27 protein-coding genes are annotated in these 24,607 nt (G+C 71.3%); 14 read left to right on the plus strand and 13 right to left on the minus strand.

Annotated features, from left to right (window positions below):
- Nucleotides 1-84: 84 nt before the first annotated feature.
- The 4 genes from NOSIN_RS27765 (at nucleotide 85) to NOSIN_RS27770 (ending at nucleotide 3,816) form a co-directional block, all read left to right on the plus strand.
- Entirely contained in the window at nucleotides 85-579 is a 495-nt protein-coding gene (locus tag NOSIN_RS27765) for a lipase family protein (RefSeq protein WP_227014797.1), read from the plus strand.
- Between the two features lie 556 nt (nucleotides 580-1,135).
- Nucleotides 1,136-1,321, plus strand: a complete 186-nt coding sequence (locus NOSIN_RS26790) for a hypothetical protein (protein ID WP_143832937.1) — start codon at nucleotides 1,136-1,138, stop codon at nucleotides 1,319-1,321.
- A gap of 26 nt (nucleotides 1,322-1,347) precedes the next feature.
- The gene (locus NOSIN_RS14485; RefSeq protein WP_206057635.1) at nucleotides 1,348-3,174 is read left to right on the plus strand and encodes a GMC oxidoreductase; all 1,827 of its coding nucleotides are present in this window, start codon (nucleotides 1,348-1,350) and stop codon (nucleotides 3,172-3,174) included.
- A 348-nt stretch (nucleotides 3,175-3,522) separates the two neighbouring features.
- A complete protein-coding gene (locus tag NOSIN_RS27770; protein ID WP_375539663.1) occupies nucleotides 3,523-3,816 on the plus strand; it encodes a phosphotransferase in 294 nt (97 codons plus the stop codon).
- A gap of 158 nt (nucleotides 3,817-3,974) precedes the next feature.
- On the opposite strand, the gene NOSIN_RS14495 is transcribed toward NOSIN_RS27770, so the two are convergent.
- Both NOSIN_RS14495 and NOSIN_RS14500 read right to left on the minus strand, forming a co-directional pair.
- Nucleotides 3,975-4,571, minus strand: coding sequence for a helix-turn-helix domain-containing protein (locus tag NOSIN_RS14495; RefSeq protein ID WP_077691253.1), 597 nt, complete (start codon nucleotides 4,569-4,571; stop codon nucleotides 3,975-3,977).
- 202 nt (nucleotides 4,572-4,773) lie between these two features.
- A complete protein-coding gene (locus NOSIN_RS14500; protein ID WP_077691254.1) occupies nucleotides 4,774-5,340 on the minus strand; it encodes a dihydrofolate reductase family protein in 567 nt (188 codons plus the stop codon).
- Between the two features lie 379 nt (nucleotides 5,341-5,719).
- On the opposite strand from NOSIN_RS14500, the gene NOSIN_RS27480 reads away from it, so the two are divergent.
- Complete coding sequence (locus NOSIN_RS27480; RefSeq protein ID WP_077691255.1) at nucleotides 5,720-6,673, plus strand: nitroreductase/quinone reductase family protein; 954 nt, start codon at nucleotides 5,720-5,722, stop codon at nucleotides 6,671-6,673.
- Between the two features lie 66 nt (nucleotides 6,674-6,739).
- Here the strand turns inward: NOSIN_RS27480 and NOSIN_RS14510 are convergent, their stop codons facing one another.
- Entirely contained in the window at nucleotides 6,740-6,985 is a 246-nt protein-coding gene (locus tag NOSIN_RS14510; RefSeq protein ID WP_077691256.1) for an Atu4866 domain-containing protein, read from the minus strand.
- A 232-nt stretch (nucleotides 6,986-7,217) separates the two neighbouring features.
- Between NOSIN_RS14510 and NOSIN_RS14515 the strand changes: the two genes are divergently transcribed.
- Nucleotides 7,218-8,114 (plus strand): LysR family transcriptional regulator, encoded by an 897-nt coding sequence (locus NOSIN_RS14515; protein ID WP_077691257.1) that lies wholly within the window; start codon nucleotides 7,218-7,220, stop codon nucleotides 8,112-8,114.
- Nucleotides 8,115-8,217: 103 nt separating this feature from the next.
- Here NOSIN_RS14515 and NOSIN_RS14520 read toward each other — a convergent pair whose 3' ends face one another.
- The 3 genes from NOSIN_RS14520 to NOSIN_RS14530 all read right to left on the minus strand — a co-directional run bounded on the left by NOSIN_RS14520 (nucleotide 8,218) and on the right by NOSIN_RS14530 (nucleotide 10,932).
- The gene (locus NOSIN_RS14520) at nucleotides 8,218-9,237 is read right to left on the minus strand and encodes an MDR family NADP-dependent oxidoreductase (RefSeq protein WP_077691258.1); all 1,020 of its coding nucleotides are present in this window, start codon (nucleotides 9,235-9,237) and stop codon (nucleotides 8,218-8,220) included.
- A gap of 63 nt (nucleotides 9,238-9,300) precedes the next feature.
- Nucleotides 9,301-10,044 carry an SDR family oxidoreductase gene (locus NOSIN_RS14525; RefSeq protein WP_077691259.1) on the minus strand — a complete coding sequence of 248 codons (744 nt, stop codon included), beginning with the start codon at nucleotides 10,042-10,044 and terminating at the stop codon, nucleotides 9,301-9,303.
- A gap of 99 nt (nucleotides 10,045-10,143) precedes the next feature.
- Nucleotides 10,144-10,932, minus strand: a complete 789-nt coding sequence (locus NOSIN_RS14530; protein WP_077691260.1) for an SDR family oxidoreductase — start codon at nucleotides 10,930-10,932, stop codon at nucleotides 10,144-10,146.
- Nucleotides 10,933-11,339: 407 nt separating this feature from the next.
- Between NOSIN_RS14530 and NOSIN_RS27245 the strand changes: the two genes are divergently transcribed.
- Together NOSIN_RS27245 and NOSIN_RS14535 are read left to right on the plus strand one after the other, a co-directional pair.
- Nucleotides 11,340-11,501, plus strand: a complete 162-nt coding sequence (locus NOSIN_RS27245; protein WP_170293696.1) for a hypothetical protein — start codon at nucleotides 11,340-11,342, stop codon at nucleotides 11,499-11,501.
- 112 nt (nucleotides 11,502-11,613) lie between these two features.
- Entirely contained in the window at nucleotides 11,614-12,213 is a 600-nt protein-coding gene (locus NOSIN_RS14535; protein ID WP_216349815.1) for a TetR/AcrR family transcriptional regulator, read from the plus strand.
- 33 nt (nucleotides 12,214-12,246) lie between these two features.
- Here NOSIN_RS14535 and NOSIN_RS28015 read toward each other — a convergent pair whose 3' ends face one another.
- Both NOSIN_RS28015 and NOSIN_RS14545 read right to left on the minus strand, forming a co-directional pair.
- Nucleotides 12,247-12,588 carry a 2Fe-2S iron-sulfur cluster binding domain-containing protein gene (locus NOSIN_RS28015; RefSeq protein ID WP_269087589.1) on the minus strand — a complete coding sequence of 114 codons (342 nt, stop codon included), beginning with the start codon at nucleotides 12,586-12,588 and terminating at the stop codon, nucleotides 12,247-12,249.
- Between the two features lie 80 nt (nucleotides 12,589-12,668).
- Nucleotides 12,669-13,670, minus strand: coding sequence for a LacI family DNA-binding transcriptional regulator (locus NOSIN_RS14545; protein WP_077691262.1), 1,002 nt, complete (start codon nucleotides 13,668-13,670; stop codon nucleotides 12,669-12,671).
- A gap of 153 nt (nucleotides 13,671-13,823) precedes the next feature.
- Between NOSIN_RS14545 and NOSIN_RS14550 the strand changes: the two genes are divergently transcribed.
- The 5 genes from NOSIN_RS14550 (at nucleotide 13,824) to NOSIN_RS14570 (ending at nucleotide 19,517) form a co-directional block, all read left to right on the plus strand.
- Complete coding sequence (locus NOSIN_RS14550) at nucleotides 13,824-14,372, plus strand: TRAP transporter small permease (protein WP_077691263.1); 549 nt, start codon at nucleotides 13,824-13,826, stop codon at nucleotides 14,370-14,372.
- Nucleotides 14,369-15,643, plus strand: a complete 1,275-nt coding sequence (locus tag NOSIN_RS14555; protein WP_077691264.1) for a TRAP transporter large permease — start codon at nucleotides 14,369-14,371, stop codon at nucleotides 15,641-15,643. Before NOSIN_RS14550 ends, NOSIN_RS14555 begins: the two co-directional genes overlap by 4 nt.
- A 69-nt stretch (nucleotides 15,644-15,712) precedes the next feature.
- Complete coding sequence (locus NOSIN_RS14560; protein WP_077691265.1) at nucleotides 15,713-16,708, plus strand: sialic acid TRAP transporter substrate-binding protein SiaP; 996 nt, start codon at nucleotides 15,713-15,715, stop codon at nucleotides 16,706-16,708.
- Between the two features lie 35 nt (nucleotides 16,709-16,743).
- Nucleotides 16,744-18,627 (plus strand): bifunctional sugar phosphate isomerase/epimerase/4-hydroxyphenylpyruvate dioxygenase family protein, encoded by a 1,884-nt coding sequence (locus NOSIN_RS14565; protein WP_077691266.1) that lies wholly within the window; start codon nucleotides 16,744-16,746, stop codon nucleotides 18,625-18,627.
- Between the two features lie 5 nt (nucleotides 18,628-18,632).
- Nucleotides 18,633-19,517, plus strand: a complete 885-nt coding sequence (locus tag NOSIN_RS14570; RefSeq protein ID WP_077693594.1) for a shikimate dehydrogenase — start codon at nucleotides 18,633-18,635, stop codon at nucleotides 19,515-19,517.
- A 34-nt stretch (nucleotides 19,518-19,551) separates the two neighbouring features.
- Here NOSIN_RS14570 and NOSIN_RS14575 read toward each other — a convergent pair whose 3' ends face one another.
- The 3 genes from NOSIN_RS14575 to NOSIN_RS14585 all read right to left on the minus strand — a co-directional run bounded on the left by NOSIN_RS14575 (nucleotide 19,552) and on the right by NOSIN_RS14585 (nucleotide 22,177).
- On the minus strand, nucleotides 19,552-20,376 hold the full coding sequence (locus tag NOSIN_RS14575) for an SDR family NAD(P)-dependent oxidoreductase (protein ID WP_077691267.1): 825 nt from the start codon (nucleotides 20,374-20,376) through the stop codon (nucleotides 19,552-19,554).
- Nucleotides 20,377-20,427: 51 nt separating this feature from the next.
- Nucleotides 20,428-21,015: a phage antirepressor KilAC domain-containing protein gene (locus tag NOSIN_RS14580; RefSeq protein WP_227014795.1), complete on the minus strand. Its 588-nt coding sequence runs from the start codon at nucleotides 21,013-21,015 to the stop codon at nucleotides 20,428-20,430.
- A 397-nt stretch (nucleotides 21,016-21,412) separates the two neighbouring features.
- Nucleotides 21,413-22,177, minus strand: a complete 765-nt coding sequence (locus tag NOSIN_RS14585; RefSeq protein WP_077691268.1) for an SDR family NAD(P)-dependent oxidoreductase — start codon at nucleotides 22,175-22,177, stop codon at nucleotides 21,413-21,415.
- A gap of 240 nt (nucleotides 22,178-22,417) precedes the next feature.
- On the opposite strand from NOSIN_RS14585, the gene NOSIN_RS14590 reads away from it, so the two are divergent.
- Nucleotides 22,418-23,029: a TetR/AcrR family transcriptional regulator gene (locus tag NOSIN_RS14590; protein ID WP_077693596.1), complete on the plus strand. Its 612-nt coding sequence runs from the start codon at nucleotides 22,418-22,420 to the stop codon at nucleotides 23,027-23,029.
- A 97-nt stretch (nucleotides 23,030-23,126) separates the two neighbouring features.
- Here NOSIN_RS14590 and NOSIN_RS14595 read toward each other — a convergent pair whose 3' ends face one another.
- Both NOSIN_RS14595 and NOSIN_RS14600 read right to left on the minus strand, forming a co-directional pair.
- Nucleotides 23,127-24,185, minus strand: a complete 1,059-nt coding sequence (locus NOSIN_RS14595; RefSeq protein WP_077691269.1) for a fatty acid desaturase family protein — start codon at nucleotides 24,183-24,185, stop codon at nucleotides 23,127-23,129.
- A complete protein-coding gene (locus tag NOSIN_RS14600) occupies nucleotides 24,172-24,477 on the minus strand; it encodes an STAS domain-containing protein (protein ID WP_077691270.1) in 306 nt (101 codons plus the stop codon). Before NOSIN_RS14600 ends, NOSIN_RS14595 begins: the two co-directional genes overlap by 14 nt.
- Between the last annotated feature and the right edge of the window lie 130 nt (nucleotides 24,478-24,607).

Raw genomic sequence — 24,607 nt, forward strand, 5'->3', positions numbered from 1 at the left:
CCGGGCAGGTTGGGCCGGACGTGGATCCGCCGCCCTTCCCGGGCCGGTGAAGGCCGGGCGACGGGGCCGGGGGCTTTCGGCCGGATGACTCGGTCACGGACGAGGCACTCGTGCGGTCCGCCCCGGCTTCCGGGAAGCCGTCACGGAGCTGCACACCAACGGTCGGGCACGTGGTTCACCGGACACAGCCTGGGCGGCGCGCCGACGATGCCGGCCGCAGCCCGCGTGTACTTCTCCGGCGGCCTCCACACCCTCGGCAAGCCGCGCACCGGCGACTCCACCCTCGCAGAGGCCTACGGGGGCCGGACGTCCCGTTTCGTCAACGACGACGACACCGTCGCCCAGGTGCCGCCCGAGCCCTTCTATCGCCACATCCCCGAGGTGCGCCACATCGACGCTGAGGGGCGCCCGCACGAGGAGCGGATGCCGCTGCCCGGCGGCCTGACCGACTCCTTCCAGGGCCGTACCGCCGACCTGCCCTCCCCTGGCGCCGACGGCGTTCGCGACCACTCGACGGACTCCTACGCCGCCCACCTCGACGACGCCGCGAGCCGAGGGCCCCGGGTTCTCCGGCACTGACACGTGTCGGTACCGGCGAACTCATGAGAACAGATGTTCAGGATGCGGTGTTCGCATGTGTCACCGGATACTCCAGAAACAGAACATGTTTTTTCGGAAAGCACGTAAGGCCCACGTTATTCGTTCGGTCTTCAACAAGCCAGCGAAAATGGATTTTCGGAGCCTTCCCCTCCTCCACACGAAGCACTCCCACACCGAATGCCCTCTTTGCCCTGCCTTACCAGGCCGACTTCCACCTCCAGGAGTCAATCCCCAACCACCTCTCCCCCAACAGAACATCACTCGATTAATCTATTTTAACTACATGTCCAATTCCCCCTTTGTGTTCGCATGTGAACTTCCTTGTGACTGAAGTTCTTCTGCTGTTTCCCCTGGCAGGGCGCACGTTCCTTTTTTTGGTCCACCCGTAATACGAGATATTTTTCCTCTGACTGCTCTTGTCGCTCACCCGCTGTTACGGTTTTTGTCAGCTGCCTGGTCTGGCTCCGACCTCGCCAGAAAGCCCGCATTTCACCCCAAGGATTTGACCCCCTCCGCAGCGTGGACGGTGTAACCCTTGTTCGAAGAAACTCTCGTGGTCGTCCTCTCCGACCCCGACCAGCGGCGCCTGGAAGCGCTCCGGGAAACGCTCGACGACTGGCTCGGAAACGACGCCCGCCTCAGGCACAAGGACAACGCCGGACTGGTTCTCGGCGACACCGTGAGCAAGGCCTACAAGTACTACCTGCACGCCGGAAAGTGACGACGGAGCACCTGGAGGAACACACAGTGACGAAGAAGATCTCCACAGACGTCCTCGTCGTGGGTTCAGGCCCCATCGGGTCGTTGTTCGCCCACGACCTGCACGCCAAGGGCAAGAACGTGCTGATGGTGGACGCCGGGCCGCAGACGGCCGGGCGCTACGGCGAGCACCAGAAGAACTCCTTCCTCTACCAGCGCAACATCGACGAGTTCGTCAACGTCATCAAGGGGCACCTGCACCCGCTGTCGGTGTCCACCCGAAGCGACATCCCGACGACGCTGGACCCCTCCGCCTACCACTACGACGCGGCGGAGTACGCGGGTTTCGTACTCAACAACCAGAACCCGCACCAGAAGGAGGAGGACAACCTCGGCGCCTGCGCCGCCACCTACGCGGTCGGCGGGATGGCCACCCACTGGACCTGCGCGATGCCCGAGTTCAACGAGGCCCTGGAGCGCACCTGGGTGGACGCGGACGGCAAGGAGGCCGAGTACCCGCTCGGCGCCCAGGAACTCAAGAAAGGTTACGAGCACTCGACCACGGCGCTCAAGCGCACCACCGAGGCCTACCGGCACTCGGCCCGGCACCAGCTGGTGAAGAAGGTCCTCAACCAGGACGCGGGCTTCCAGGTCTCGGAACTGCCCCTCGCGGTGGAGCGGCGCAAGGACCAGAACGAACACGGCCACCAGGAGTTCGTCACCTGGAGCGGGGCCGACACCGTGCTGGGCGAGCTCGCCGACCCCGCCTGGAAAAAGGGGAGCGGCGATGCGGACTTCAAACTCCAGGCCGAGTGGCAGGCCACCCGGATCGAGTTGGAGGGGGGATCTGCGGACTCGGCGGCGAGGGTCAAGAGCGTCCACCTGCGCAACCTGCGCAATCTCAACGAGACCGCGGAGGTCGAGGCCAAGGCGTACGTGATCGCCTGCGGCCCGATCCTCACCGCCCAGTTGCTGTACGCCTCCGAACTCGACAAGAAGCTCAAGCTGCCCGTCGGCAAGTACATGACCGAGCAGCCCATGGCCTTCTGCCAGGTGGTGCTCCGGCAGGAGCACCTGGACGACCTGGAGAAGCACCTGGGCCAGGTCACCGGAGAGGGGGACAAGAAGTTCGCCCAGGAGGCGAAGAAGCGGGTCGAGACCTATCGCGCCGCCCAGCGCAAGATCCTCGATGAGCACCAGGACAACTCCCGCCAGGCCCCGGCCGACCCCATCCCATTCCCCAAGGACGAGCCGGAGCCGAACCTGTACATCCCGGCATCGACCAAGCGCCCCTGGCACTGCCAGATCCACCGAGACGCGTTCAGTTACGGGGCGGTCCCGCCCAACATCGACACCCGGCTCATCGTCGACCTGCGCTGGTTCGGTCTGTCCCGGCCCAGGGCCAGCAACCGGGTCGAGTTCAGCGAGCGTTACCGCGAGGGCGACACGTTGAAGTTCCGCAACGTCGACTCCTTCGACATGCCCCAGCCCACCTTCCACTTCCAGCTCACCAAGCAGGAGCGGCACACGGCCGGGGAGATGATGGCCGACATGGTCAGGGTCGCCTCCCACCTGGGCGGTTTCATGCCCGGTTCGGAGCCCCAGTTCCTGGTTCCGGGACTGCCCCTGCACGTGGCGGGGACCACGCGGATGGGCCGCGACGACGCCAATGACGGCAAGGCCCAGGTGAAGGAGGAGCGTGACCACGTGGTCACGCCCACGTCCAGGGTGTGCGGGACCTCGAACCTCTGGCTCGGTGGCAACGGGCTGCACCCGTTCGGCAACGCGAGCAACCCGACGCACACGAGCATGGCCATGGCGCACGTGGCCGTCCAGGACGTGCTCAGCGTCCTCAAGACGAACACGCAGAAGTGACGGGGGACGTGATGGCTGAGAGTAACGCGAGTACGGAGATCCTCAAGGGAGCAAGGCTCGGGATTACGCCCACCGGATGGCGTAACGCCGACTTCCCCGAACTGACCGCGAAGACGGGCGGAAAGCAGTACTACACGGCAAGGAGTACCTGAAGGAAGTCATCGGCCCCAAGTTCACCGGGTGCAGCGACGAGAGGAGGTTTCCGAGGGACGCCGCCGGACGGAAGCAGTTCCTGACGGAAGCACTTCCTGACGGAGGCAGGGCTTCCCGCGAACCAGGAGTTCCACGTCACGGAACCCTGGATCAGCACCCGGTCCACCACCTCAGGGGGGCCACGAGCACGTTCGAATCCTACGAGGCGCAAAGAGGCAGTGGTCGGACCGCGGGGTGCAGGACACCGCGGCCGTCGAGTGGGACCGGCCCGCGGTGTGGGTGCACGGCGGCCTCCACCCGGCGAACGCCGTTGTCGCCGGCGGCATCCTGGCGGGCGTGGTCGACTTCGGTGAACTGTGCGCCGGTGATCCGGCCACGGACCTCTCGGCGGCGTGGCTGCTGCTTCCCGCCGGTGCGGCCACGCGGATCTTCGACGCGTACGCCGGGGCCGGAAGGCCGCGGTCCGCCGGGCGCGCGGGTGGGCGCTGATGCGCTGCCTGGGGCTCCTGGAGATCGGCCCGGGCCGGTGAGCTGGGCCCGCCCGGTGGTAAGTGGACGTGGAAGCGCGCCGGCGCGGCAGCGCTCGACCGGCTGCCCGCCTCGCTCCCGGGACCTACGCGGGTCATCGTGCCGCGAAGGCGGCGGAGTCAGTCGCGCCGGTAGCGGGCCCTGATGTGGAAGCGCTCGCCCTGGGGGCCGAGGATGCTCAGGAACTCCACCGGGCGCGCGTCGGCGTTGCCGAACCAGTGCGGGAGGTGGGTGTCGAACTCGGCGACCTCGCCGGCGCCGAGGACGAAGTCCTGGTCGCCGAGCACCATCCGCAGCCGCCCGCTGAGGACGTACAGCCAGTGGTATCCCTCGTGCGAGCGCGGATCCGGTTCGAGGCGGTCGGTCAGGCCGGCGGGGAGGATCTGCTTGTGCACCTGTAGCCCGCCGGGTTTGCGGGTCAGCGGGACGACGGTCATGCCGTTGCGGCTGAACGGGCGCGGATACACCCGGGGGTCGCCGCTGGCCGGGGCGCCGACGAGCTCGTCGAGCGGCACCTGGTAGGCCTTCGCCAGGGGGAGCAGCAGTTCCAGGCCCGGCTTGCGCTGACCGGACTCCAGCCGGGACAGGGTGCTGATCGCGATACCGGTGGTCTCCGACAGGGCTGTGAGGGTGGCTCCACTGCGGCGGCGCAGCTCACGCAGCCGTGGCCCGACCGCGGCCAGCGCGGCCTCCAGCTCATCGCCGTCCCGCTTCATCCCCTCACGCTACCCCGGGTTTTGCGCTTCCCGCGAGTGCCTTTGCCGATCCGCCAAGGAGCGCGCCGCGCTCCCCGGCGGAGGCGGCCACGATGATCCGGCGTTTCCGGCCCGGCGCCGGTGGCCGGACCGGCCGGGATCGTCGACGAGTCGTCCGACGTTCCCGGCCCGGCGGCGCGGTGGGAGCGCGGTGTGCCGCGTTTCAGCGGACGACGTCGAACACCTGCTTCTGGACGCCGTTGGAGTACGCCTCCTGCTCGACCAGGCGCAGCTTCGTGGTGTCCTTGTCCGTGTCTCCGAAGAGCCGCTTGCCCGCACCGAGGAGCAGCGGGAAGACGAGCAGGTGGTAGCGGTCGACCAGCCCGGCGTCGGCGAGGGCCTGGCCCAGGACGGAGCTGCCATGGACGGAGATCGGTCCGCCCTCGGTCTCCTTGAGGGCGGCGACGTCGTCGGTCGAGCGCAGGATCGTGGCCGGCCAGCGGGGGTCCTCCTCCGCGAGCGTGGTGGAGACCACGTACCGCGGCATGGCGTTGTAGCCGGCGAACTCCTCCACCATCGTCGGCCAGACCGGGGCGAAGGCCTCGTAGCTGCGGCGGCCGAGGAGGAGTGCGGTGGCCTCCTCCTGTTCCCGGGCCTTGATCTCGTACGCGGCCTCGTCCATCTCGACGTCCTTGAAGGTCCAGCCGGAGTTGCGGTATCCGGGCTCGCCGCCGGGGGCCTCCATGACTCCGTCGACGGACACGAAGGCGGTGACGATCAGGGGGCGCATGGCTGTCTCCTTGTTTCTCCGAGTGCTTCTCTCAACCTCCCGACGAACGGGACGGGCCCCGATCGACACAGGGCACGGATTTTTTCCGGGCGGCGCGAAGAGCGAGGACACCAGCGGGAGGGCTCCGTCCCGATCACCCCTTCCGAGGAGCCGATGGGCCTCCGCGGGGCCGGAAGCGCTCTGTCCCGGCGGCGCGGGAGACGCCCGCCTCCCAGCGGCTCTCCACCGCCGCGAGGAATCCTCGGGCGCCGGGATCCGCACGCCCGAACCCGCCGGGAATGAAGCCGCCCAATTCGTTGTTCGGACAACTAAGCAGGGGGTCGACTCGTCCGGACCGCGCTCGGAACCCGGAGCGCGGCCCGGCCTTGGAGGGAGAACCATGACCGAGTTCAACGACCGCGTCATCGCGGAGTTCCGGGCGCACGCCGGCCGGGTCGGGGCCTGGGGCACCGACCTCGTCCTCATCCACCACCGCGGCGCCCGGAGCGGAGCCGAGCGGATCAACCCGGCGATGTCGCTGCGCGACGGCGACGACTGGCTGGTCGTCGGTTCGGCGATGGGCGCGCCGCGCGATCCGGCCTGGGCGGTCAACCTGCGGGCACACCCCGACGCCGAGATCGAGGCCGTGGTCGACGGCGGCCGCGTCACCGTACCGGTGCGAGCCGTCGAACTGGCCGGTGAGGAGCGGGAGACCGCGTTCGCGCGGTTCGTGCGGACGGCACCCGCCTTCGGGACGTACCAGGCCAAGGCGTCCCGGCTGCTGCCGGTGATCCGCCTCACCCGTCGCACGCCTGGTCCGCCCTCGGACGCACCGGGTGCGGCGGCGGCCGGGATCGGTCCGGACGATCCGACCCGGACGATCGCCGTACGCCGCCCGGACAGCGATCCCGGCCTGCCGCACTACGGCGTCGTGGGCGACGACTACACCATCCTGCTGACCGGGGCCGACACCGACGGCCGGTACGGCCTGATCGACATGCACGTGCCGCCGGGAGGCGGGCCGCCGCCGCACCGGCACGACTTCGAGGAGATGTTCCACGTCGTCGAAGGCGAGGTGGAGTTCACGTTCCGTGGCGAGAAGACCATCGTTCGGGCCGGTGAGACGGTCAACATCCCGGCCCGGGCGCCCCACTTCTTCCACAACTCCTCCGACCGGGACGCGCGGATGCTGTGCATGGTCACGCCTCCCGGGCTGGAGGACTACTTCAGCCGCTGGGGCCAGCCGTTGCCCGACCGGGCGACCGCGCCGGTCCTCTCCGAGGACGAGGCGGCCGAGCAGGTCCGCGCGGCCCTCGCGCTCGGGCCGGAGTACGCCATCGACAACCTTCTCTGAGTCGCGGGACGCGTGTCACCTCCCGGGCGGGCGCCGGTGGCACGCGGTCCTTCGCCGGGTGTCCTCCTACTCGGTACGGCGCGTGAGCACCATGCCCGCGTGGTGCAGGGTGTCCGCGTCGACGAAGTCCCCATCGGCGGTGAAGCCGGTGTCGTCGACGTAGTCAATGTGCGCGCCGGTCACCGTGTAGCGGCCCGTGTAGGCGCGCTCGCGGGTACCGCGGGCCTCGACGTAGCGGCCCTCCGGGAGCAGCTCGTGGCGGATGCGGCCGTCAGCGGTGACCCACAGGCCGGCGTAGGGGTGGTCTGTCATGGTGCTTCCTCCCTCTTGGCGGGAGTTCCTCTCCCCCGCCGACACCACACTCCACGCCGCCGGCCCGGCGTACCAGGCCCCCGTGGACCCGGGTGCGGCGCACCCTCCCGGTTCACGCGTGGTCGCGGCGGGCGCGGAGTAAACGCGTCGGCTCCCGTGTTGTGGCATCCACCATGAAGACGATGAGAACGCGGTGGACCGCGGTCCACCGCGGGAAGGCGGACGGGAGCCGATGAGCCTTCGTCAGTACGAGTACGCCCTGGCCGTTGCCGAGGAGGGCTCGGTGACGGCGGCGGCGGAGCTGCTGCGCGTCGCTCAGCCGTCGGTCTCCCAGCAGATCCGCGCCCTGGAGCGGGAACTCGGCGTGAGACTGTTCGCCCGCACGCCGACCGGGCTGGTGCCCACCGTGGTCGGCCGCGCGTTCCTGCGGGAGGCGGAGGCCGCGGTGAGCGCGTCGCGGCGGGCGAGGGCGGCGGCGCGGGCCGGTGCCGACGAGCTGGTGGGCGAGCTGGTGGCCGTGGTGCAGATGGGTTTCGGCACGCGGCAACTGCCGGGCGCGCTGGGCGCGCTGCGCCGCCGTTTCCCACGGCTGGAGGTCACCGTCTTCGAGGAGCCGAGCTCCGCCGAGCTGGAGCGGCTGGGGCGCCAGGGCGTGGTGGACCTCGCCCTGATGGCGGCGTGCGAGCAGAGCCCCGCCGACGCCCACCACCTCGGCGACGAGGAGTTCGTCGTGGTGCTGGGCGCCGGGCACCGGCTGCTCGCCGCGGACCGGGTCGTGCTGCGCGCGCTGGAGGAAGAGCCCTGGGTGAGGTTCGACCGCGACAGCGCGCTCGACGGCGTGCTGCTGAGTGTGCTGCGGGACAACGGGCTGACCCCGGCCACGGGCGCCCGCGTGTCCCAGACTGCGACGGCCGTGCGCTGGGCCGCGCACGGGCTGGGGGTGACGCTCGTCCCGGCGTCCGCGGTGCCCCACGGTTACGAGCACCTCGTGCGCCCGGTGTCCCCGGCCGTGTCCCAGCCCGTCATCGCCGTGGTCCGCCGGGACGCGGGCCCGGGGGAGACGGCCCTGCTCGAACTCCTGCGCCTGGAGGCCTGGCACGGCACCGCCTCCTTCTCACCGGTGTCCTGACGGCCGGGAGGAGGAGCGGCCGAAGGCCCCGCGAGCGCGCCGGGCCGGAGCCGGACCTGAGAGCGCCGCGGAACCACCGTCTCCGCGCCGGCGTGGGACTCGCCTACCCGGCGAGCCTCACGATGACGTTGCCGCGGTGCAGGCCGGCGAGGAGTTCGTTCTGGGCGGTGACGGCACGCTGGAGGGGGCCTTCGAGGAGCGTGTGCGCGAACCTGATCCGGCCTTCGGCGTACCACTGGGCGTAGTGGGTGTTCCAGGCCTGGACCTGGTCGGGGGTGTGCCTGGTGGTGAAGGGCCGGATCTGCACCTCGTGGGCGAGCGCGGCCATGATGTCGAGGCGGGGGTGTGCGCCGTCGCCGCCGGCGACCTGTCCGGCGAGGACGCCGCACAGCGCGAAGCGGGCGCCGAACGCCGTGTGCCGGAGCGCCGCCTCGAACTGGTGGCCGCCGATGGTGTCGAAGAAGACGGTGATGCCGTCGGGGGCGAGCTCGGTGAGCCGGTCGTCGAGGTCGTCGCCGTGGTGGTCGACGGCGGCGTCGAGGCCGAGTTCGTCGACGAGGTAGCGGGCCTTCTCCGGCCCGCCGGCGATGCCGATGACGTACGCGGCGCCGCGTGCCTTGGCGATCTGCGCGGCCATCGACCCGACGCCGCCGGCGGCTCCGCTGACGAGGACGACGTCACCCTCGCCGACGGCGGCGACGTCGACGATGCCGTGGTAGGCGGGCACGCCCTGGTTGAGCAGGTACTCGGGACCGGGGAAGACACCGTCGGGCACGGGGAACGCCTCGCCCGGCCCCAGGACGCTCTCCTCGCGCCAGCCCGACATGTGCAGCACGACGGTTCCCACCGGCAGGTCGTCGGCGCGCGACTCGACGACCCTGCCGATCGCGCCGCCGTGGATCGGCTCGCCGGTCCGGAAGACGGGCACCGGGATCCGGGTGGTCTCGAACATCAGGTCGCCGTTGGCCGCGACCACCTGCTGGAACAGGTTCCGCACCCGGACCTGGCCCGCGGCCGGCTCCCGCGGAGGGAGCGTGACCACTTCGAGCAGCGAGCTGGGCGGTTGGGACAGATGCCCGCGGTGCGCGCGCAGGACGACGGCGGATGACCCCTGGACGGTCATGGCGGATACCTCTCGGTCGGTCGTAGCCGGGCCTGGGCCCGTGGCGAAGCGGGTGGAACGGGCTCAGAGCTGGGTGGCGCCACCGTCCACGGCGAGCTCGGCGCCGGCGGTGTAGGTGGCGTCGAAGGCGAGGAAGGCGGCCGCCCGGGCGGTCTCCTCGGTGGTGCCGAGGCGCCGCATGGGATTGCCCGCGACCCGCTCCGCCTTGAACCGCTCGGCGGCCTCCGCCGTCATCGTGTTCTCCAGGACTCCCGTGTCGATGGGGCCGGGGCTGATCGCGTTGACACGGATCCCGCGCGAGAGCAGCTCGCGGGAGAGGCTGCGGGCCATCGAGCGCAGCGCCGCCTTGCCGGCCGCGTAGACGCTGGTGTCCGGCATGCCGACGGCGTTCGCGATCGAGGTGGTGAGGACGACGCCGGCGCCCGCGCTCAGCAGCGGGGCGAGCTTTTGCACAGTGAAGTAGGCGCCCTTGACGTTGATCGCGAACAGCTCGTCGTAGGCCTCCTCGGTCGTCGACTCGAAGGGGGTGAGGGAGGCGACGCCGGCGTTGACGAACAGGGCCTCGACCGTGCCGAGTTCGTCCTTCACACGGTCGGCCAGGGCGTCCAGGTCCGCCAGGGAGGCCACATCGCCCCGGACCGCCACCGCGTTCCCGCCGAGCCGCTCCAGCGCGGCGTCGAGCGTGGCCTGGGAACGACCGGTGATCACCACGCGGGCTCCGCCCTCCACCAGCAGCCCCGCCATCGCGAGTCCCATGCCGCTGCCGCCACCCGTGATCACCGCGTTCTTGCCGCTGTACTGGTCCATGCCGGAATTCCCTCGTTCTCTCTCAGAAGCCGGTGATGCGCCTCGGCGCGGTCCGGTGAATGCCTTTTTCGGAACCGGTGCTTCGCAATTCCGCCGGCGTCAGCCCATGGGGAATTCGCCGCCGTCCACGACGAGATTCCTCCCGGTCAGCCAGCTCGCCCGGTCGGACACGAGGAACAGCACCGCGCGGGCGACGTCGTCGGGAAGGCCGTCGCGTCCCAACGGCGGGGTGTCGTCGGCGTTGGTCTCCGCCGGCGCCGCGCCCATGCGCGCGGACACCTCCGCCCACCGCTCCCGCGTCGCCTCGCCCCCGGGGGTGGCGACTCTGCCGGGAGCCACGGCGTTGACCCGGACTCCGGACGGGGCCAGTTCCAGGGCCAGTCCCCGGCTGTAGTTCTCCAGCGCCGCCTTCGCCGCGGTGTAGTGCAGGAACGGCCCCACCGGGGTGAGGACCGCGGCCGAGGAGACGTGCGCGATCGCCCCCGAACGCCGGTCCCGCATCCCCGGTACCAGCAGCGAGTCCAGCCGCACCGAGGCCAGGTAGTTGAGGTCCAGCGCGTCCTGCCACTCCTCGTCGGGGATGGCCGAGGCGCCTTCGTGCGGTCGCGCCTCGCCCGCGTTGTGGACCAGGACGTCCACCCCGCCGAGCACCTCCCGCGCGGCCGCGGCGAGGGCCTCCGCTCCAGCCCGTGTCCGCACGTCGGCCTCCACGAAGGCGGCCCCCTCCGGCACCGTGCTCGTCGCCGACCTGGCGGTCGTGAGCACCTCGGCACCCGCGTCCAGGAGTCGGCGCACGATGGCCGCTCCGATTCCGCGGGAGCCACCTGTGACCAGGGCCCGCTTTCCCGCGAGTTCCCGTGTTCCGGATCCGTTTTCGATCGTGGTCATGCCACCGGCCCTATCGATTGCTTGTTCGCCTGCCCGTCGGAAGAGAATCGACGTGCGCGGAGCGCGAATTCCCGGAGAAATCCGGTGCGCGCCTCGCCGATGTTTTTTACGGTATATCCGGAAGGGAATGGGCGGCAAAGACCGAATGTGAGCAGGCGCCATAGGGAGTTCCTATGGCCCCGGCCCCTCCGCCGGTCCGCCGTGCTCCTGGGCATCGGTGGCATCGGGAGCCGCTGGACGGCCTCCGGGCCCGAGGAGGCCGGGGCCGGGTCGGCGCACCGGGAGCCCCCGCGGTTCGACGGTCGCGGCCGGCCCCGGTGCGCGACCACCGGAACGGCGCGGTTACCGCCGCGGCCAGCGGGTAAGCGAAGCACGACCCGACGCACTCCCACCCCCCGGAGGCCCCCGTGTTAGCCACCGTCGCCGCGATCCTGTTCGGGCTCGCCCTGTTGCTGGAACTCCTCGGCGAGAACATCCAGAACCTCATCACCACGAGGACCCTCACCCTCACCGGGCTGCTGTTCCTCGCCCTGCACGCGGCGGGCTACGGCTCGCGCGGGCGGCGCTGAGCCGGCGGCCGGGACCTCCACGGCGACCGGTACGGCGGGTGCCCCGCCCGCCGTGCCCCGCCCCGTCAGGGAAACCGATAGTTTCCCTGTGGACCGGAAGAAAGGGGTGAGGGTGGCCCAGGAGAGCCTGCGGGACCTGAAACGGCAGGCGACACGGACCAGGCTCGTGGACGCCGCACGCGACCTGTTCGCCGCGCGCGGTTACACGGCCACCGGCGCGGACCTGATCGCGCGGGAGGCCGGTGTGTCCCGCGCGACCTTCTATCTGCACTTTCGCTCCAAGGCCGACCTGGTCACGGAGGTCATGCGCGCGATAGAGCCGCAGATCACCGGGGCCTACCGGCTCCTGGACGGGATCCTGGTGGGCGGCGGTGACACGATGGCCGCCGTACTGGACTGGTTCGACGCCCACCTGCTGTTCTGGGACGAGCACGGGTCGGAGTTCGACGCCATCCAGCAGGCCCTGACCCACGAGCCGGCGACGGGCCAGGAGTGGTTCGCGATGCTGCGCCGCACGGCTGGTGCCATGACGTCGGTCACCCGCCGGATCGGCGACCCGGTACGGGCCGAGGCGCGCATCCTGGTGCAGCTGATGGCGGTCGAGCGCACCCACTCCTTCCAGCGGCTCGTCGGCGGTCCGGACGAGCCGTTGTGGTCGGACATGCGGCATGCGCTGGCGCGGGGCTGGGTGGAGCTGGTGGACGGACGGTGACCCGCCCGTCCACACCGGGGCCCACCGGGCGCGTCAGCGGCCCGGGGTCAGCTCGGCGCAGCCCCTCTCGGCGCGGGACACGCAGATCATCACGGTGCCTCGCTCCCGCCTTTCCTCCTCGGTGAGGACCGAGCCGCGGTGGTCGGCGGTCCCGGCGACGATCCGGGTCTCGCACGTACCGCAGGTGCCCTCCTCACAGGAGGAGGGCGCGGTCACGCCCGCTTTCTCGGCGGCCCGGAGCGGCGGCCCCGGTGACGAGGACGGTCCTGTTCTCGGACCGCATGCCGGTGTCCTCCCTGAGAGCGCGCCCCTTGGGCGGAGTGGCACGGGCCGCTCCGGGGCGGTGGTCGACAAGCCCCCATTCTCGCTGGACACGCGTCTAGCGAAAGGGGCGGAGTCCTTCTGTGGAGGACACCGGGGCCGGGTGGCCGCCTCCCGGCGGCCGAAGACGCGCCTCAGGCGGGGGCCGGGCCCGTGGAGTCGCGGATGACCAGGTGCGAGGGGAGCATCACCCGCCGGTCGGTCGTGCGGGTCGTGGAGCGGGACCTGTTCTCCAGCAGCAGCTCCACGGCCGAGCGGCCCGCCTCGTCCTGGGGGCCGGCCAGGGTCGTGAGCGCGGGCACGCAGAAGTCGGCCCCGAAGATGTCGTCGTAGCCCACCACGCTGATCTGCTCGGGCACGCTCACGCCCCGCTCCGCCAGGCGGCGCAGCACGCCGATGGCCAGCAGGTCGTTGTGCGCCACCACGGCCGTGGCCCCCGTGACCAGGACGGCGTCGGCCGCCGCGCCGCCGCCGACCACGCGGGGAGGGAAGGGCCCCAGCCGCGTGGCCCTGATCCCGAGGCTCCTCGCACTCCCGCGCAGTCCCCGCCACCGCTCGCCTGCCGGCCAGGACTGGTGCGGGCCCGACAGGTAGACCAGCGACCGGTGCCCCAGCGAGGCCAGGTGCTCCACGATCTGGCGGCTGCCCACGCGGCTGTCGACCACGGCGCTGGGCAGGCCCCTCACCTCCCGGTTGACCAGGGCCAGGTTGTGCTCCTCGGCCAGTTCCAGGAGCCCGTCGTCGGACATGCGGCTGGAGGCCAGGATGAAACCGTCCACCGAGCGCGCCAGGTGCTCGATCTGGTTGCGCTCGTTGTCCGCGGACTCCTCGGTGTAGCTGAGGATGAAGGTGATCCCGGCCGCGGAGGCGCGGCGTTCGGCGCCCCGGATCGTCCCGAAGAAGTGCGGGTTGGTGATGTCGGGCACCAGCATCGCCACGGTCGCGGTCCGCCCCGACTGCAGCGCGGTCGCCAGGGGGCTGGGGCGGTAGCCGAGGCGCTCGGCGACCCGTAGGACGTGCTCGCGCGTGGCGGCGTTGACGCGGCGCGGGTTGCGCAGGGCGCGCGAGACGGTGGAGGCGGCGACGCCCGCCTCCTGGGCCACGTCGTAGATGGTGGTGCGCTTCGGGGAGTTCATGGTGCCCTTCTACGCGTTGTGACAACTTTTGGCAATCGCTTGCCATGGCGTGAACGCGAAACCTAGGGTTCACATCACGTCTCGGGTGGCGTGACTCACGCGCCCCTGACCTGCACCGATCCCTTCCTTGTTCGTTGAGTGGAGCCCGCCCGGATGGCAGAGAGACCCCCACCCCCCGGCAACAGAACCCCACGGCCGCGCCCGGCTCCGGTGCGGTGGCTGGAGACGGCCGAACTGGTCCTCGGAGTAGCGCTGCTCGCGCTGGTCCTCGTCCTCATGCTCACCCAGGCCACCCAGCGCCACCTGCCCGTGGACGGCTGGGTCTGGACCGGCGAACTCGCCCGCCTCGGCCTGGTCTGGCTGTCGTTCTCACTGGTCGGCTACCTCCTGGGGCGTGACGAGCACATCACCCTCAAGGTGGTGGACTTCGTGCTCACCGGCCGCGCGCTGCGCGGGGTGTGGATCCTGGCCAACCTCGTGGTCGCCGCGGTGGGCGTGATGTGCACGCTGGAGGCCGTCGAACTCGTCTTCGGCGGCTCGCCCCAGACGACACCGGCCCTGCGGATCCCCATCTCCTGGACCTACGTGATCCCGCTCGCCGGTCTGGCGCTCATGTCGCTGCGGGCCGTGGCCAACGCCGTCCTCGTCCCGGAGCCTCCGCAGCGTGAGGGCCGCGTCGACTCCGGGGAGGCCGTCCGATGAGCGCGCTGCTGGTCATCATCGGCGTCCTCGTCCTGCTGGTCCTGCGGGTGCCCATCGCCTTCGCGATCCTGGGCCCGTGCATGACCTACATGGTGCTCGGCGGCCAGTCCGTCGGACTGAGCCTGCGCACGGCGGCCCAGGAGGTCAACAGCTTCCCCCTCCTGGCGGTCCCGCTGTTCATCCTGCTCGGTGTCATCGCCAACCACGCGGGGATCGCCGACCGGCTCTTCGACTTCGCCCGGGTGCTGCTGGGCCGCGTGCGCGGCAGTCTGGGCTACGTCAACATCGGCGTGAGCGTCGGCTTCTCCTGGATCAGCGGATCGGCCCTGGCCGACGTCGCCGGCATGAGCAAGATGCTGGTCCCGGCGATGAACAAGGCCGGCTACCCCCGCCGCTTCACCCTGGGCCTGACCGCCTCCACCAGCCTGATCAGCCCCATCATGCCGCCCAGCATCCCCGCGATCGTGTACGCCTCCGTGGCCGCGGTCTCCACGGCCGGCCTGTTCGCCGCGGCGGTGGTCCCCGCGCTCCTGCTCGCGGGCGGGCTGACCCTGGCGGTGTTCCTGTGGACACGCGACAAGCCCGAGCTCGCGGGCCGGCGCGCGCAGCGGGGAGAGCTGCGCACCGCCACCCTGCGCGCGCTGGGTCCGCTGGGCGCCCCCGTCCTACTGCTCGGCGGCATCCTCAGCGGCCTGTTCACCCCCACCGAGGCCGCGGCGGTCGGCGTCGCCTACGTCCTGGTCCTGGGCCTGTGCTACCGCACCCTGAGCCCGCGCGCGCTGTGGCGCATCGGCGTGGAGACCGCCACCACGGCCGCCTCCATCACCATCATCCTCGCCGCCTCCGGCCTCCTGGGCTGGGTGCTCGCCCGCGAGCAGGTGCCCCAGAACGTCGCGTCCTTCCTGCTGGACCTCACCGACAACCCGGTGATCCTGATGCTGGTGGTGTCCCTGGTCCTGCTCCTCATCGGAACGGTGCTCGAACCGATCGCCGCGCTGGTCATCACGGTCCCGGTCCTGCTGCCGGTCGCCGTCCAGGTGGGGGTCGACCCGATCCACTTCGGCGTCATCACGATCCTCAGCCTGATGATCGGCCTGCTCACTCCCCCGATCGGCGGCGTGCTGTTCGTCCTGGGATCGGCGACCCGCACACCCATGCACGAGGTGTTCCGCGGCACCGCGCCCTTCCTCATCCCGCTGGTGGCGGTCCTGCTGCTGCTGACACTGGCACCCGACGTGGTCCTGTTCCTGCCCGGACTCCTGGACCTGTGACCGACCCACGACCGACCCCCGACCACCCCACGACCCGTGACCGACCCACCCCCCAAGGAGGAATCCCCCATGCGCACCATCACCCGCTGGGCCGCCCTGCTCCCCGCCGCGGCACTCGCACTCACCGCCTGCGGCGGCGACGGCTCCGCCGACGAGGGCCTCACCCTCACCTTCGCCAACAGCTACCCCGAGGACCACCCGCACACCCGCTGCGGCATCGACCTGGTCGCCGAACACGTGGCCGGGGCCGACGCGGGCTTCTCCGTCGAGACCTTCCCCAACAGCCAGCTCGGTAACAACACCGAGACCTTCGCCTCGGTGATGTCGGGCGACATCGACATGGACGTGCAGGGCTCGGCCGCGCTCGGGGCCTCCTACGAGCCGATCGGCGTCCTGGACGCCGCCTACGCCTTCCGGGACGCCGACCACCTGTTCTCCTACTTCGACTCCGAGCGGTCCCAGAAGCTCAAGGACGGCTTCGAGGAGTCCACCGGCGCCAAGATCCTGGACGTCTGGTACTTCGGCGACCGCCACTTCACCGCCGACAAGCCCATCCGCGAGCCCGGGGACCTCCAGGGCCTGCGCATGCGCTTCCCCGACTCGCCCATCTACCTGGCCAACGCCGAGGCGCTGGGCGCCGAGCCGACCACGGTCGCCTTCGAGGAGGTCTACCTCGCCCTCCAGCAGGGCACCGTCGACGGCCAGGAGAACCCGATCCCGACCATCGACGGCGACAACTTCGTGGAGGTCCAGTCCCACATCAGCCTCACCGGCCACCAGGTCGGCTCGCAGATGATCGTGGTCTCGGGACAGACCTGGGACGCGCTCTCGGCCGAGCAGCAGAAGGTGCTCCAGGAGGCGGTCAGCACCGTCCGTGAGGAGAACCGCGCCTGCATCGAGGAGGCGGAGAAGCAGATCCTGGAGGAGTGGCGCACCGAGAACGCCATCGAGATCGTCGACGACGTGGACGTCGAGACGTTCCGCGCCCAGGTCCGGGAGTACTTCGCGCAGAACCTGGAAGGTGAGCGGCTCGACCTCTACGAGTCCTTCCAGGAGATCGAGTAGGCACGGGAAACAAGGAAGAAGGAAGAGCACGACGTATGCGGCGCTCCATAGCCACCGTGTCCCTCAGCGGAACCCTGGAGGAGAAGCTCGGGGCCGCGGCCCAGGCAGGGTTCGACGGTGTCGAGATCTTCGAAAACGACCTCATCGGATCGGCACTGCCGCCCCGCGAGGTCCGGGCCCTGACCGAGTCACTGGGCCTGACCATCGACCTCTACCAGCCCTTCCGCGACTTCGAGGGGGTGAACGAGGCCCGGTTGGAGCGCAACCTCCGCCGGGCCGAGGCCAAGTTCGCCCTCATGGTGGAGCTGGGCGTGGACGTCATGCTCGTGTGCTCCAGCGTCTCGGCGGACTCGACGGGTGAGGACGCCCGCTCGGCCGCGCAACTGCACCGCCTGGCCGAGGCCGCGGCGCCGTTCGGGGTCCGCATCGCCTACGAGGCGCTGGCGTGGGGGCGGTGGGTCGACGACTACCGGCACGCCTGGCGCATCGCCCGGCTGGCCGACCACCCCGGGCTCGGGGTGTGCCTGGACAGCTTCCACATCCTGTCCCGGGGCCACGACCCGGCCGGCATCCGGGACATCCCCGGTGACAGGATCTTCTTCCTCCAACTCGCGGACGCGCCGCTCATGCCCATGGACGTCCTGCACTGGAGCCGCCACCACCGCTGCTTCCCCGGGCAGGGCGCGTTCGACCTGACGGAGTTCACCGGACACGTACTCGCCGCGGGGTACACCGGCCCGCTGTCCCTGGAGGTGTTCAACGACGTGTTCCGGGCCTCCGACCCCGGGCGCACGGCCGCCGACGCGCTCCGGTCCCTGGCCGTGCTGGAGGACGAGGTCGGCCGCGCACGTGACCTGGAGGGGACGAAGGCCCCGCCCCTTCGGGACGCGGTCGAGCTCACCCGCCTCCCCTCGCCCACACGGGCGAGGGGCTACGCGTTCGTGGAGGTCGCCGCGCCCGGGCACTCGGTCCAGCGGGTGCGCGGGGCCCTGGCGGCCCTGGGCTTCTCCCACACCCGCGACCACCGTTCCAAGCCGGTACAGCTGTGGCGCAACGGGGACGCGCACGTCCTGCTCAACGCCACCGACCCGCAGCTCGGGCACACCTGGAGCGACGAGGCCGCGGTGACCGCGCTCGGCGTCGAGGTGGCCGACGCGGGGAAGGCGATGCGGCGGGCGGAGCGGCTGCTCGCGCCGAAGCTGCCCCGGCGCCGCGATCCGGCCGAGTCGGTCCTGCACGCGGTCGCCGCGCCCGACGGCACCTCCGTCTTCTTCTGCCCGAGCGATCCGGCCGAGGGGGAGGACTGGCTGGCCGACTTCTCCTCCCCCGCACAGGGGAGCGGCGGTACCGACGGGGTCCCCCTCACCGGTATCGACCACGTGGGGCTGTTCCAGCCCTTCGACCACTTCGACGAGGCGTCGCTGTTCTACCGCTCCGTGCTGGGCCTGGACCCCGACGACGGCACCGAGCTGGCCGCCCCGGACGGCCTGGTGCGCAGCCGCGCGCTGAGCCGGGGCGGAGCCTCGCCGCGCATCGCCCTGAACGCCTCCCTGCTGGGACGGGGGCCGGGCAGGGACGCCCGGGGAGGCTCCCAGCACGTCGCCTTCGGCTGCGAGGACGTGTTCGCGGTCGCGCGGTCGATGCGGCGGGGCGGGATCGAACCGCTGCGCATCCCCGACAACTACTACGCCGACCTGGCGTGCCGCACGGACCTGGAACCGGTGACCATCGAGCACATGCGCGAGCACGGCATCCTCTACGACCGGGCGGGGGACGGGGAGTTCCTGCACTTCTACACGCCGATGCTGGACGGGCGGCTCTTCCTGGAGGTCGTGCAGCGCAAGGGCGGCTACCGCGGCTACGGGGCCGCCAACAGCCCCTTCCGCATGGCCGCGCAGCGGGCGGAGGCGAGCAGGTGAACACGATGACGGCCGGGTCGGCGGACGCCCGCACCACCCCCGGCTCCTACCTGGTGGGGCTCATCGGGACGGGGATCGGCCCCTCCCTGACCCCGCCCATGCACGAGCGCGAGGCCGCCGAGCTCGGGCACCGCCTGATCTACCGGACCATCGACCTCGCGGAGCTGGGACTGGCCCCGGAGTCGGTCGCCGACCTGGTGGGGTCGGCCCGCCACCTGGGCTTCAACGGCCTCAACATCACCCATCCGTGCAAGCAGCTGGTCCTGCCCGTGCTGGACCGCCTCACCCCCGAGGCGGCCACCCTGGGCGCGGTGAACACGGTGGTGTTCCGGTCCGGGACCGCGGTCGGGCACAACACCGACTGGTCGGCGTTCGCGCGCTGCCTGGAGAGGGGGCTGCCCCACGCGTCCCTCGACCGCGTCGTGGTACTGGGCGCGGGAGGCGCGGGCGCGGCCGTGGTCTACGCCCTGCTCGCCTCCGGGGCACGGGAGGTGACCGTCGTCGACACGCAGCGGGACCGGGCACGTGACCTGGCCGAGCGGATGGGCGGGCACTTTCCGCGGGCGCGCTGCCTGGCGGGCGAGCCCGCCGGACTCGGGGCGCTCCTGGCCGCGGCCGACGGCATGGTCAACGCGACGCCGACGGGCATGGCGCACCACCCGGGCACCCCCGTTCCGGCCGAGATGCTGCGCGCGTCGATGTGGGTGTGCGACGTCGTCTACCGCCCCCTGCGCACCGAACTGCTGAACCAGGCCCGGGAGCGGGGGTGCCCGACGCTGGAGGGCGGGGAGATGGCGGTGTTCCAGGCCGGCCAGGCCTTCGGCCTCATCACGGGCCTGGAGCCCGACCCCGAACGCATGCTCGCGCACTTCCACACCCTGCTCACGTGATCGCGGCTCCGGGGAGGAGCGGAGCGCCCCGGGGTCAGGTCCGGTAGCGCTCGGCCAGGCCGGGGCCGCTCAGGTCGCGGACGCGGGTCTCGGCCTCGGCCAGGCCGGTGAGCGCCGACGGGTCCGTCAGGCCGGGCACGCACACGACCTCCCGCCTCTCCAGTGCCGCCAGCGAGGCCGTGACGACGTCCCCGGGGTCCATGCCCCGGGGCTCACCGCCGTGCTCGGCCGTTCCGGGGCTTCCGGCCTCCAGCCCCTGGACGCGGTGGAAGTCCGTCGCGGTCGGTCCCGGGCAGCAGACCTGGACGGTGACCCCGGTTCCGTGCAGCTCCGCCGCCAGGGTGCGCGTGAACGTGACGAGGTAGGACTTGGTGGAGGCGTAGACGGCCCGGTGCGGCAGCGGTCCGGGGGGCAGGTCGGCGGAGAAGGCCAGCAGTGAGGCCACGTTGACCACCGCGCCCCTCCCGCGCTCGATCATCCCCGGCAGGGCCGCACGGGCCAGCATCGTCGGTGCGAGCGTGTTGAGCGCGGCCACCTGGTGCAGCACGTCCGGCGGTACCCGCTCGAACGGCCCGTACCCGTTGACGCCGGCGTTGTTGACCACCAGCGCGACGTCGTCCTCAGCGGCCCGCCGACCGACGGAGGTGACGCCCTCGGTGCGGGACAGGTCGGCCGCCAGGGTCTGGACGCGGACCCCGGTCCGCTCGCGCAGACGCGCGGCGACGGTGTCGAGGCGCTCCGCGCCGCGGGAGACCAGGACGAGGTCGTATCCGCGTTCGGCCAGCCGGGCCGCGTAGTGCTCGCCGATCCCTCCGGAGGCCCCGGTGACCAGCGCGGTCCCGTCCTCGCCTGTCGGCACGGCCGTCTCCCGTCTGTCGTCGTCCGCGTCCAGGAGGCTGGACGGATCAGGTCAGGCCGCCTCGTCCGCCGCGGGGCGGGCGGGCCCGCCCAAGCGCTGGTGGAGATACCTCAGCCCCTCGGCGGTCACCCGTAGCTGCGGTCTCGCCGAGACGCGCCTGCCCGTGCGGGGATGGCTGTAGGACACGGGGCGCAGACGCAGATGGCGCTCGTGCCCGGCCTTGGGAACGTCGGTTCCGGAGGAGACCATACCTTCGGCACGGATGAAGGAGAACAACCGCCGCTGCCCCGTGGAGATGCCGGGGTCGCGGTTGAGGATGTGGGCCGCCTCGCGGACGGAGTAGTCCCCGTCGGCCGACACCAGGACGTTCCAGGCGCGTGCGGCGGACGCCGGTTCCCCGGCCGCGGCCCGTGCCTCCAGGGCCTGCCTCGCGGCCGCGGAGATCGCCTCGCCGAGCCGGCCGATGGACTCCAGCGCCTCGGAGGGCATCGAGTCGAGATCGACGCCGGAGGGCACGAGCGCGAGCGCCGCGGGGGCTGCGGCCCGGCCGGTCGCCTCCTCCACCGCGGCCCGCGGTTCCTGGAACGGTCCGCTCACCCGTCCGCCCGACTCGTCCGGCCCGTGTTCGGTGTTTCGCAATACTCCCCCCGGAGTTCTCGCTCTCCTCGTCTTGGCAGGGCCACCGGGCCAGCACTCACCGAACGGTTTCCCGGGGGTGGTGTTTCCGATGGAAACGCCTGCTCTGTTACAACGAGAACGAGAGGCGTCGCATTCCCCGCACGCGCCGTGACCTGGTCTGATAGATCGTCTCAGGAGAAATGGAACACCGAACCAGAGAAACGGTGGCGTGGCTTCTTCGAACGAGTCGGACCCGAGCGCATTCGGCAGGGGGTTTCCCGCGGCGAACGGAAAAGGAGAACGGTCGCCGGCACGGCGGGTGCCGCGGTTCCCCTTTCCCTGCACCGGGAAACCGGATCGCCCCGTCCAACGGTTCACGGCCGTCCCGGCGGGCCGTCGGACGGGGCCCGGACTCCGGTCAGACGGCCGCCCAGCCGTTGTCGACCGGCAGGATCACGCCGTTGACGTTGCTGGCGGCGTCGGAGGCCAGGAAGACGATGGCCGCGGCCAGCTCCTCCGGCTGCGCCACGCGGCCCATGTTGGCGGCGTACCCGCCCAGCACGGCCGGGCCGTGGGCCTCGGGGTCGAGGTCGACGCTGATACCGGTGGCGGTGCCGCCCGGGGCGACGGCGTTGACGCGGACGCCCTGGTCCCGGTACATGATCGCGGTGGACTTCACGAGCCCGGCCACGCCGTGCTTGGAGGCGGTGTAGGCCGCGCCGGACGCGCTGCCGCGCAGGGACGCCTCGGAGACGGTGAAGACGATCGATCCGGCGCTCTTCCCGACCATGTGCGGCAGGACGGCGCGGGTGATCAGGAAGGGCGCGGTCAGGTTGACCCGGATCAGCCGCTCCCAGACCTGGTCGCTCACGTCGGCGGTGGCGGACATGTCGTCCATGACGCCGGCGTTGTTGACCAGGATGTCGATCCCGCCCAGGCGGTCGGTGGCGGTGGCCACGACCTCGTCGACAACGTCCTGGCGGCTGAGGTCTCCGATGACGGCCTCCGCCGTGCCCCCGGCCGCGCGGATCTCCTCGGCCACGCCCCGGGCGGCGTCTGCGTCGAGGTCGGCGACCAGGATCCTGGCTCCGCCCTCGGCCAGTCGCAGGGCGGTCGACCGTCCGATCCCGGAGCCGCCTCCGGTGACGATGGCGTTCTTGTCCTTCAGGCCCAGGTCGGCCATGGAAAGTCCTCTCGTTGGCACTGTCGGCCCCGCGTGGCCGCAGGGCGGACCGCGGTGGCCCCACGGTCGCCGTCCGTCACCTTATGACTTTTTGTCGTTCAGTGACAAATATTGCCGCGAGAGTCGTGGGCGGGGATAGGGTTGGACCGCCTTGGAGCCAGGACGAGCGAAGGGATGGCTGTGGCGAGGACCCCGTCCCACGGTTCCGCCCGCGTGCGCTCGGGCAGGGGCCGCCCGCCCATGACCGAGCGGCACCGGGAGACCGTCCGCATGGAGATCGCACGCGCCGCCGTGGGGCTGTTCACCGCGCACGGGGTCTCGGGCACCACCGGCGACGACATCGCGCGCGTGATCGGGATCTCCACCAGGACGCTGTGGCGGTACTTCCCCACCAAGGAGAGCTGCGTCCGGCCCCTGCTCACCGAGGGCCTGGACCTCGTGGCCGGTCACCTGCGCGCCTGCCCGGCGGACACGCCCCTGCTGGAGTACCTGGACCGGGAGGGGCTCTTCGACGGCGACGCCCCGCTCCTGGAGGACTCCGTCATGGACCTCATCCGGATGACCCGCGCCGAACCGGGGCTCATGGCGGTCTGGCTGGAGGTCCACCACGCGGCCGAGTCGGTCTTCGCCGACATCATCGCCGCCCGCTCCGCGAGCTCCGCGGACGACCTGTCCGTCCGCGTGCAGGCGGCCATGCTCAACGCGGCGCTGCGCCTGGCCGCCGAGGAGCGGGCCCGGCGCTCACCCGACTCGCCGGAGGCCCCTCCGGGCGGCGTGGGCGGCCTGGTCCGCACCGCTCTGACCACGGCCGCGCACGGCCTTCCCGCCTTCGGACACGGCCCGGGCGCCTGAGGCGCACCGGCCCCGACAGGCGGACCCGGGCCGTGTCCCCCGCCTCATCTCGGGCCCGCCGCCCGCGGGCCCCTGAGGAACACTCCCGAAGGAGGACTCAGTACTCGAGTTCCGGACGCAGCGGGCCGCCCACCCTGTGCAGGTGCTGCAACACCTCGGTGTAGGAGCGCAGGAGGCTCGTCTCGTAGTAGGAGAGCCCGTACCGCTCGCACGCCTCCCGGACCAGGGGCTGCACCCGGCGCAGGTTGGGCCTGGGCATCGTGGGGAACAGGTGGTGCTCGATCTGGTAGTTCAGCCCGCCCAGGGCCAGGTCGGTCAGCGGGCCCCCGCGGATGTTGCGGGAGGTGAGGACCTGGCGGGGCAGGAAACCCGTCTTGGTCCCCTCCTCCATGACGGGCATGCCCTTGTGGTTCGGGGCGAAGGAGCAGCCCATGTAGAGGCCGAACAGGCCCTGGTGCACCAGGACGAAGCACAGTGCCTGGAGCGGGGTGAGCGTGATCAGGATGATCCCGAGGTAGCCGATGAAGTGGAGCGCCATGAGCGTGCCCTCCACGATCCTGACCCGCGTCGGCAGCCTGTTCCCCGCGATCTCGCGCACCGACGCGACGTGGAGGTGGAAGGCCTCCAGGAGCAGCATCGGGAAGAACAGCCACGCCTGGCTGCGGGCCAGCCACCGGGCCGGGCCGCGGCGGCGCTGGAGGGCCTGCTCCCGGCTGAAGGCCAGGGCGGCTCCGGCGATGTCGGGGTCCTTGCCCTCGTGGTTGGGATGGGCGTGGTGGCGGTCGTGCTTGCTGACCCACCAACCGAATCCCAGTCCCACCAACAGGTCGCCGAGGATCCATCCGATCAGGGTGTTGACCCGCTGGTCGTCGGAGATCTGCCGGTGTCCGGCGTCGTGCCCGATGAAGGCCGTCTGGGTGAAGAGCACCGCGAGCGCCGCCGCCGTCAGCATCTGCCACCAGGAGGGCCCGATCAGTACGAAGACCGTCCAGGTCGCGAAGAGCAGGGACAGTGTGATCGCGATCCGCGCCGCGTAGTGGCCCGGGCGCTTCTTCAGCAGTCCGGCCTCGCTCACGGTCCTGGAGAGGACGGAGAAGTCGCTTCCGCGCCGCCGTCCCGTTCCCGTGCCGGAATCGACCTTGTCACCTTGAGTCATCAACCAGGGCCTCCCTCGTCTTCGTGTTAACCGGTGGAAGGTACTGCGTCCCGGTGATTTCCAGAAATGTGTGGACCCGTGTGGACAGGGTGGCCGACCGTAGGTCGACGCCCAGTGCTCCGGTCCGGGCCCGGGCCGCGGCCGGGAGAGAGAATCCCGTCGCGCTGAAGAAGGTTACCCCGGACGGGTCGGGGACAATCCTGCCGCCGTCCGAACAGAGCACGTCGAGCGGGTGGTCACGGCGCTCGGGGTCCGTCGTCGGGCCGGTGCCGCCGCGGATCCGAACGGGCACCCGCTTCGGTCTCCGCGTGGAGACCTGGGGAGAAATGTCGGACACGGCGGTCGGATGGTGGGTGAAAGGAGCCATCAAATGGGGTGCTCCACAATCCCCGGAGCAAGCGGGTCGTGCGTGCGCTGCTGCC

The sequence above is a fragment of the Nocardiopsis sinuspersici genome (genome assembly GCF_001998325.1).
In the GTDB taxonomy this organism is placed as follows: Bacteria; Actinomycetota; Actinomycetes; order Streptosporangiales; family Streptosporangiaceae; genus Nocardiopsis; species Nocardiopsis sinuspersici.

Excerpts from the sequence above, each read along its gene's own strand:
- NOSIN_RS27765 (WP_227014797.1), top strand. The coding sequence starts at position 85 with ATGACTCGGTCACGGACGAGGCACTCGTGCGGTCCGCCCCGGCTTCCG.
- NOSIN_RS14495 (WP_077691253.1), bottom strand. The coding sequence starts at position 4,571 with ATGAAGCGGGACGGCGATGAGCTGGAGGCCGCGCTGGCCGCGGTCGGG.
- NOSIN_RS14500 (WP_077691254.1), bottom strand. The coding sequence starts at position 5,340 with ATGCGCCCCCTGATCGTCACCGCCTTCGTGTCCGTCGACGGAGTCATG.
- NOSIN_RS27480 (WP_077691255.1), top strand. The coding sequence starts at position 5,720 with ATGACCGAGTTCAACGACCGCGTCATCGCGGAGTTCCGGGCGCACGCC.
- NOSIN_RS14510 (WP_077691256.1), bottom strand. The coding sequence starts at position 6,985 with ATGACAGACCACCCCTACGCCGGCCTGTGGGTCACCGCTGACGGCCGC.
- NOSIN_RS14515 (WP_077691257.1), top strand. The coding sequence starts at position 7,218 with ATGAGCCTTCGTCAGTACGAGTACGCCCTGGCCGTTGCCGAGGAGGGC.
- NOSIN_RS14520 (WP_077691258.1), bottom strand. The coding sequence starts at position 9,237 with ATGACCGTCCAGGGGTCATCCGCCGTCGTCCTGCGCGCGCACCGCGGG.
- NOSIN_RS14525 (WP_077691259.1), bottom strand. The coding sequence starts at position 10,044 with ATGGACCAGTACAGCGGCAAGAACGCGGTGATCACGGGTGGCGGCAGC.
- NOSIN_RS14530 (WP_077691260.1), bottom strand. The coding sequence starts at position 10,932 with ATGACCACGATCGAAAACGGATCCGGAACACGGGAACTCGCGGGAAAG.
- NOSIN_RS14545 (WP_077691262.1), bottom strand. The coding sequence starts at position 13,670 with ATGAACTCCCCGAAGCGCACCACCATCTACGACGTGGCCCAGGAGGCG.
- NOSIN_RS14550 (WP_077691263.1), top strand. The coding sequence starts at position 13,824 with ATGGCAGAGAGACCCCCACCCCCCGGCAACAGAACCCCACGGCCGCGC.
- NOSIN_RS14555 (WP_077691264.1), top strand. The coding sequence starts at position 14,369 with ATGAGCGCGCTGCTGGTCATCATCGGCGTCCTCGTCCTGCTGGTCCTG.
- NOSIN_RS14560 (WP_077691265.1), top strand. The coding sequence starts at position 15,713 with ATGCGCACCATCACCCGCTGGGCCGCCCTGCTCCCCGCCGCGGCACTC.
- NOSIN_RS14565 (WP_077691266.1), top strand. The coding sequence starts at position 16,744 with ATGCGGCGCTCCATAGCCACCGTGTCCCTCAGCGGAACCCTGGAGGAG.
- NOSIN_RS14570 (WP_077693594.1), top strand. The coding sequence starts at position 18,633 with ATGACGGCCGGGTCGGCGGACGCCCGCACCACCCCCGGCTCCTACCTG.
- NOSIN_RS14585 (WP_077691268.1), bottom strand. The coding sequence starts at position 22,177 with ATGGCCGACCTGGGCCTGAAGGACAAGAACGCCATCGTCACCGGAGGC.
- NOSIN_RS14590 (WP_077693596.1), top strand. The coding sequence starts at position 22,418 with ATGACCGAGCGGCACCGGGAGACCGTCCGCATGGAGATCGCACGCGCC.
- NOSIN_RS14595 (WP_077691269.1), bottom strand. The coding sequence starts at position 24,185 with ATGACTCAAGGTGACAAGGTCGATTCCGGCACGGGAACGGGACGGCGG.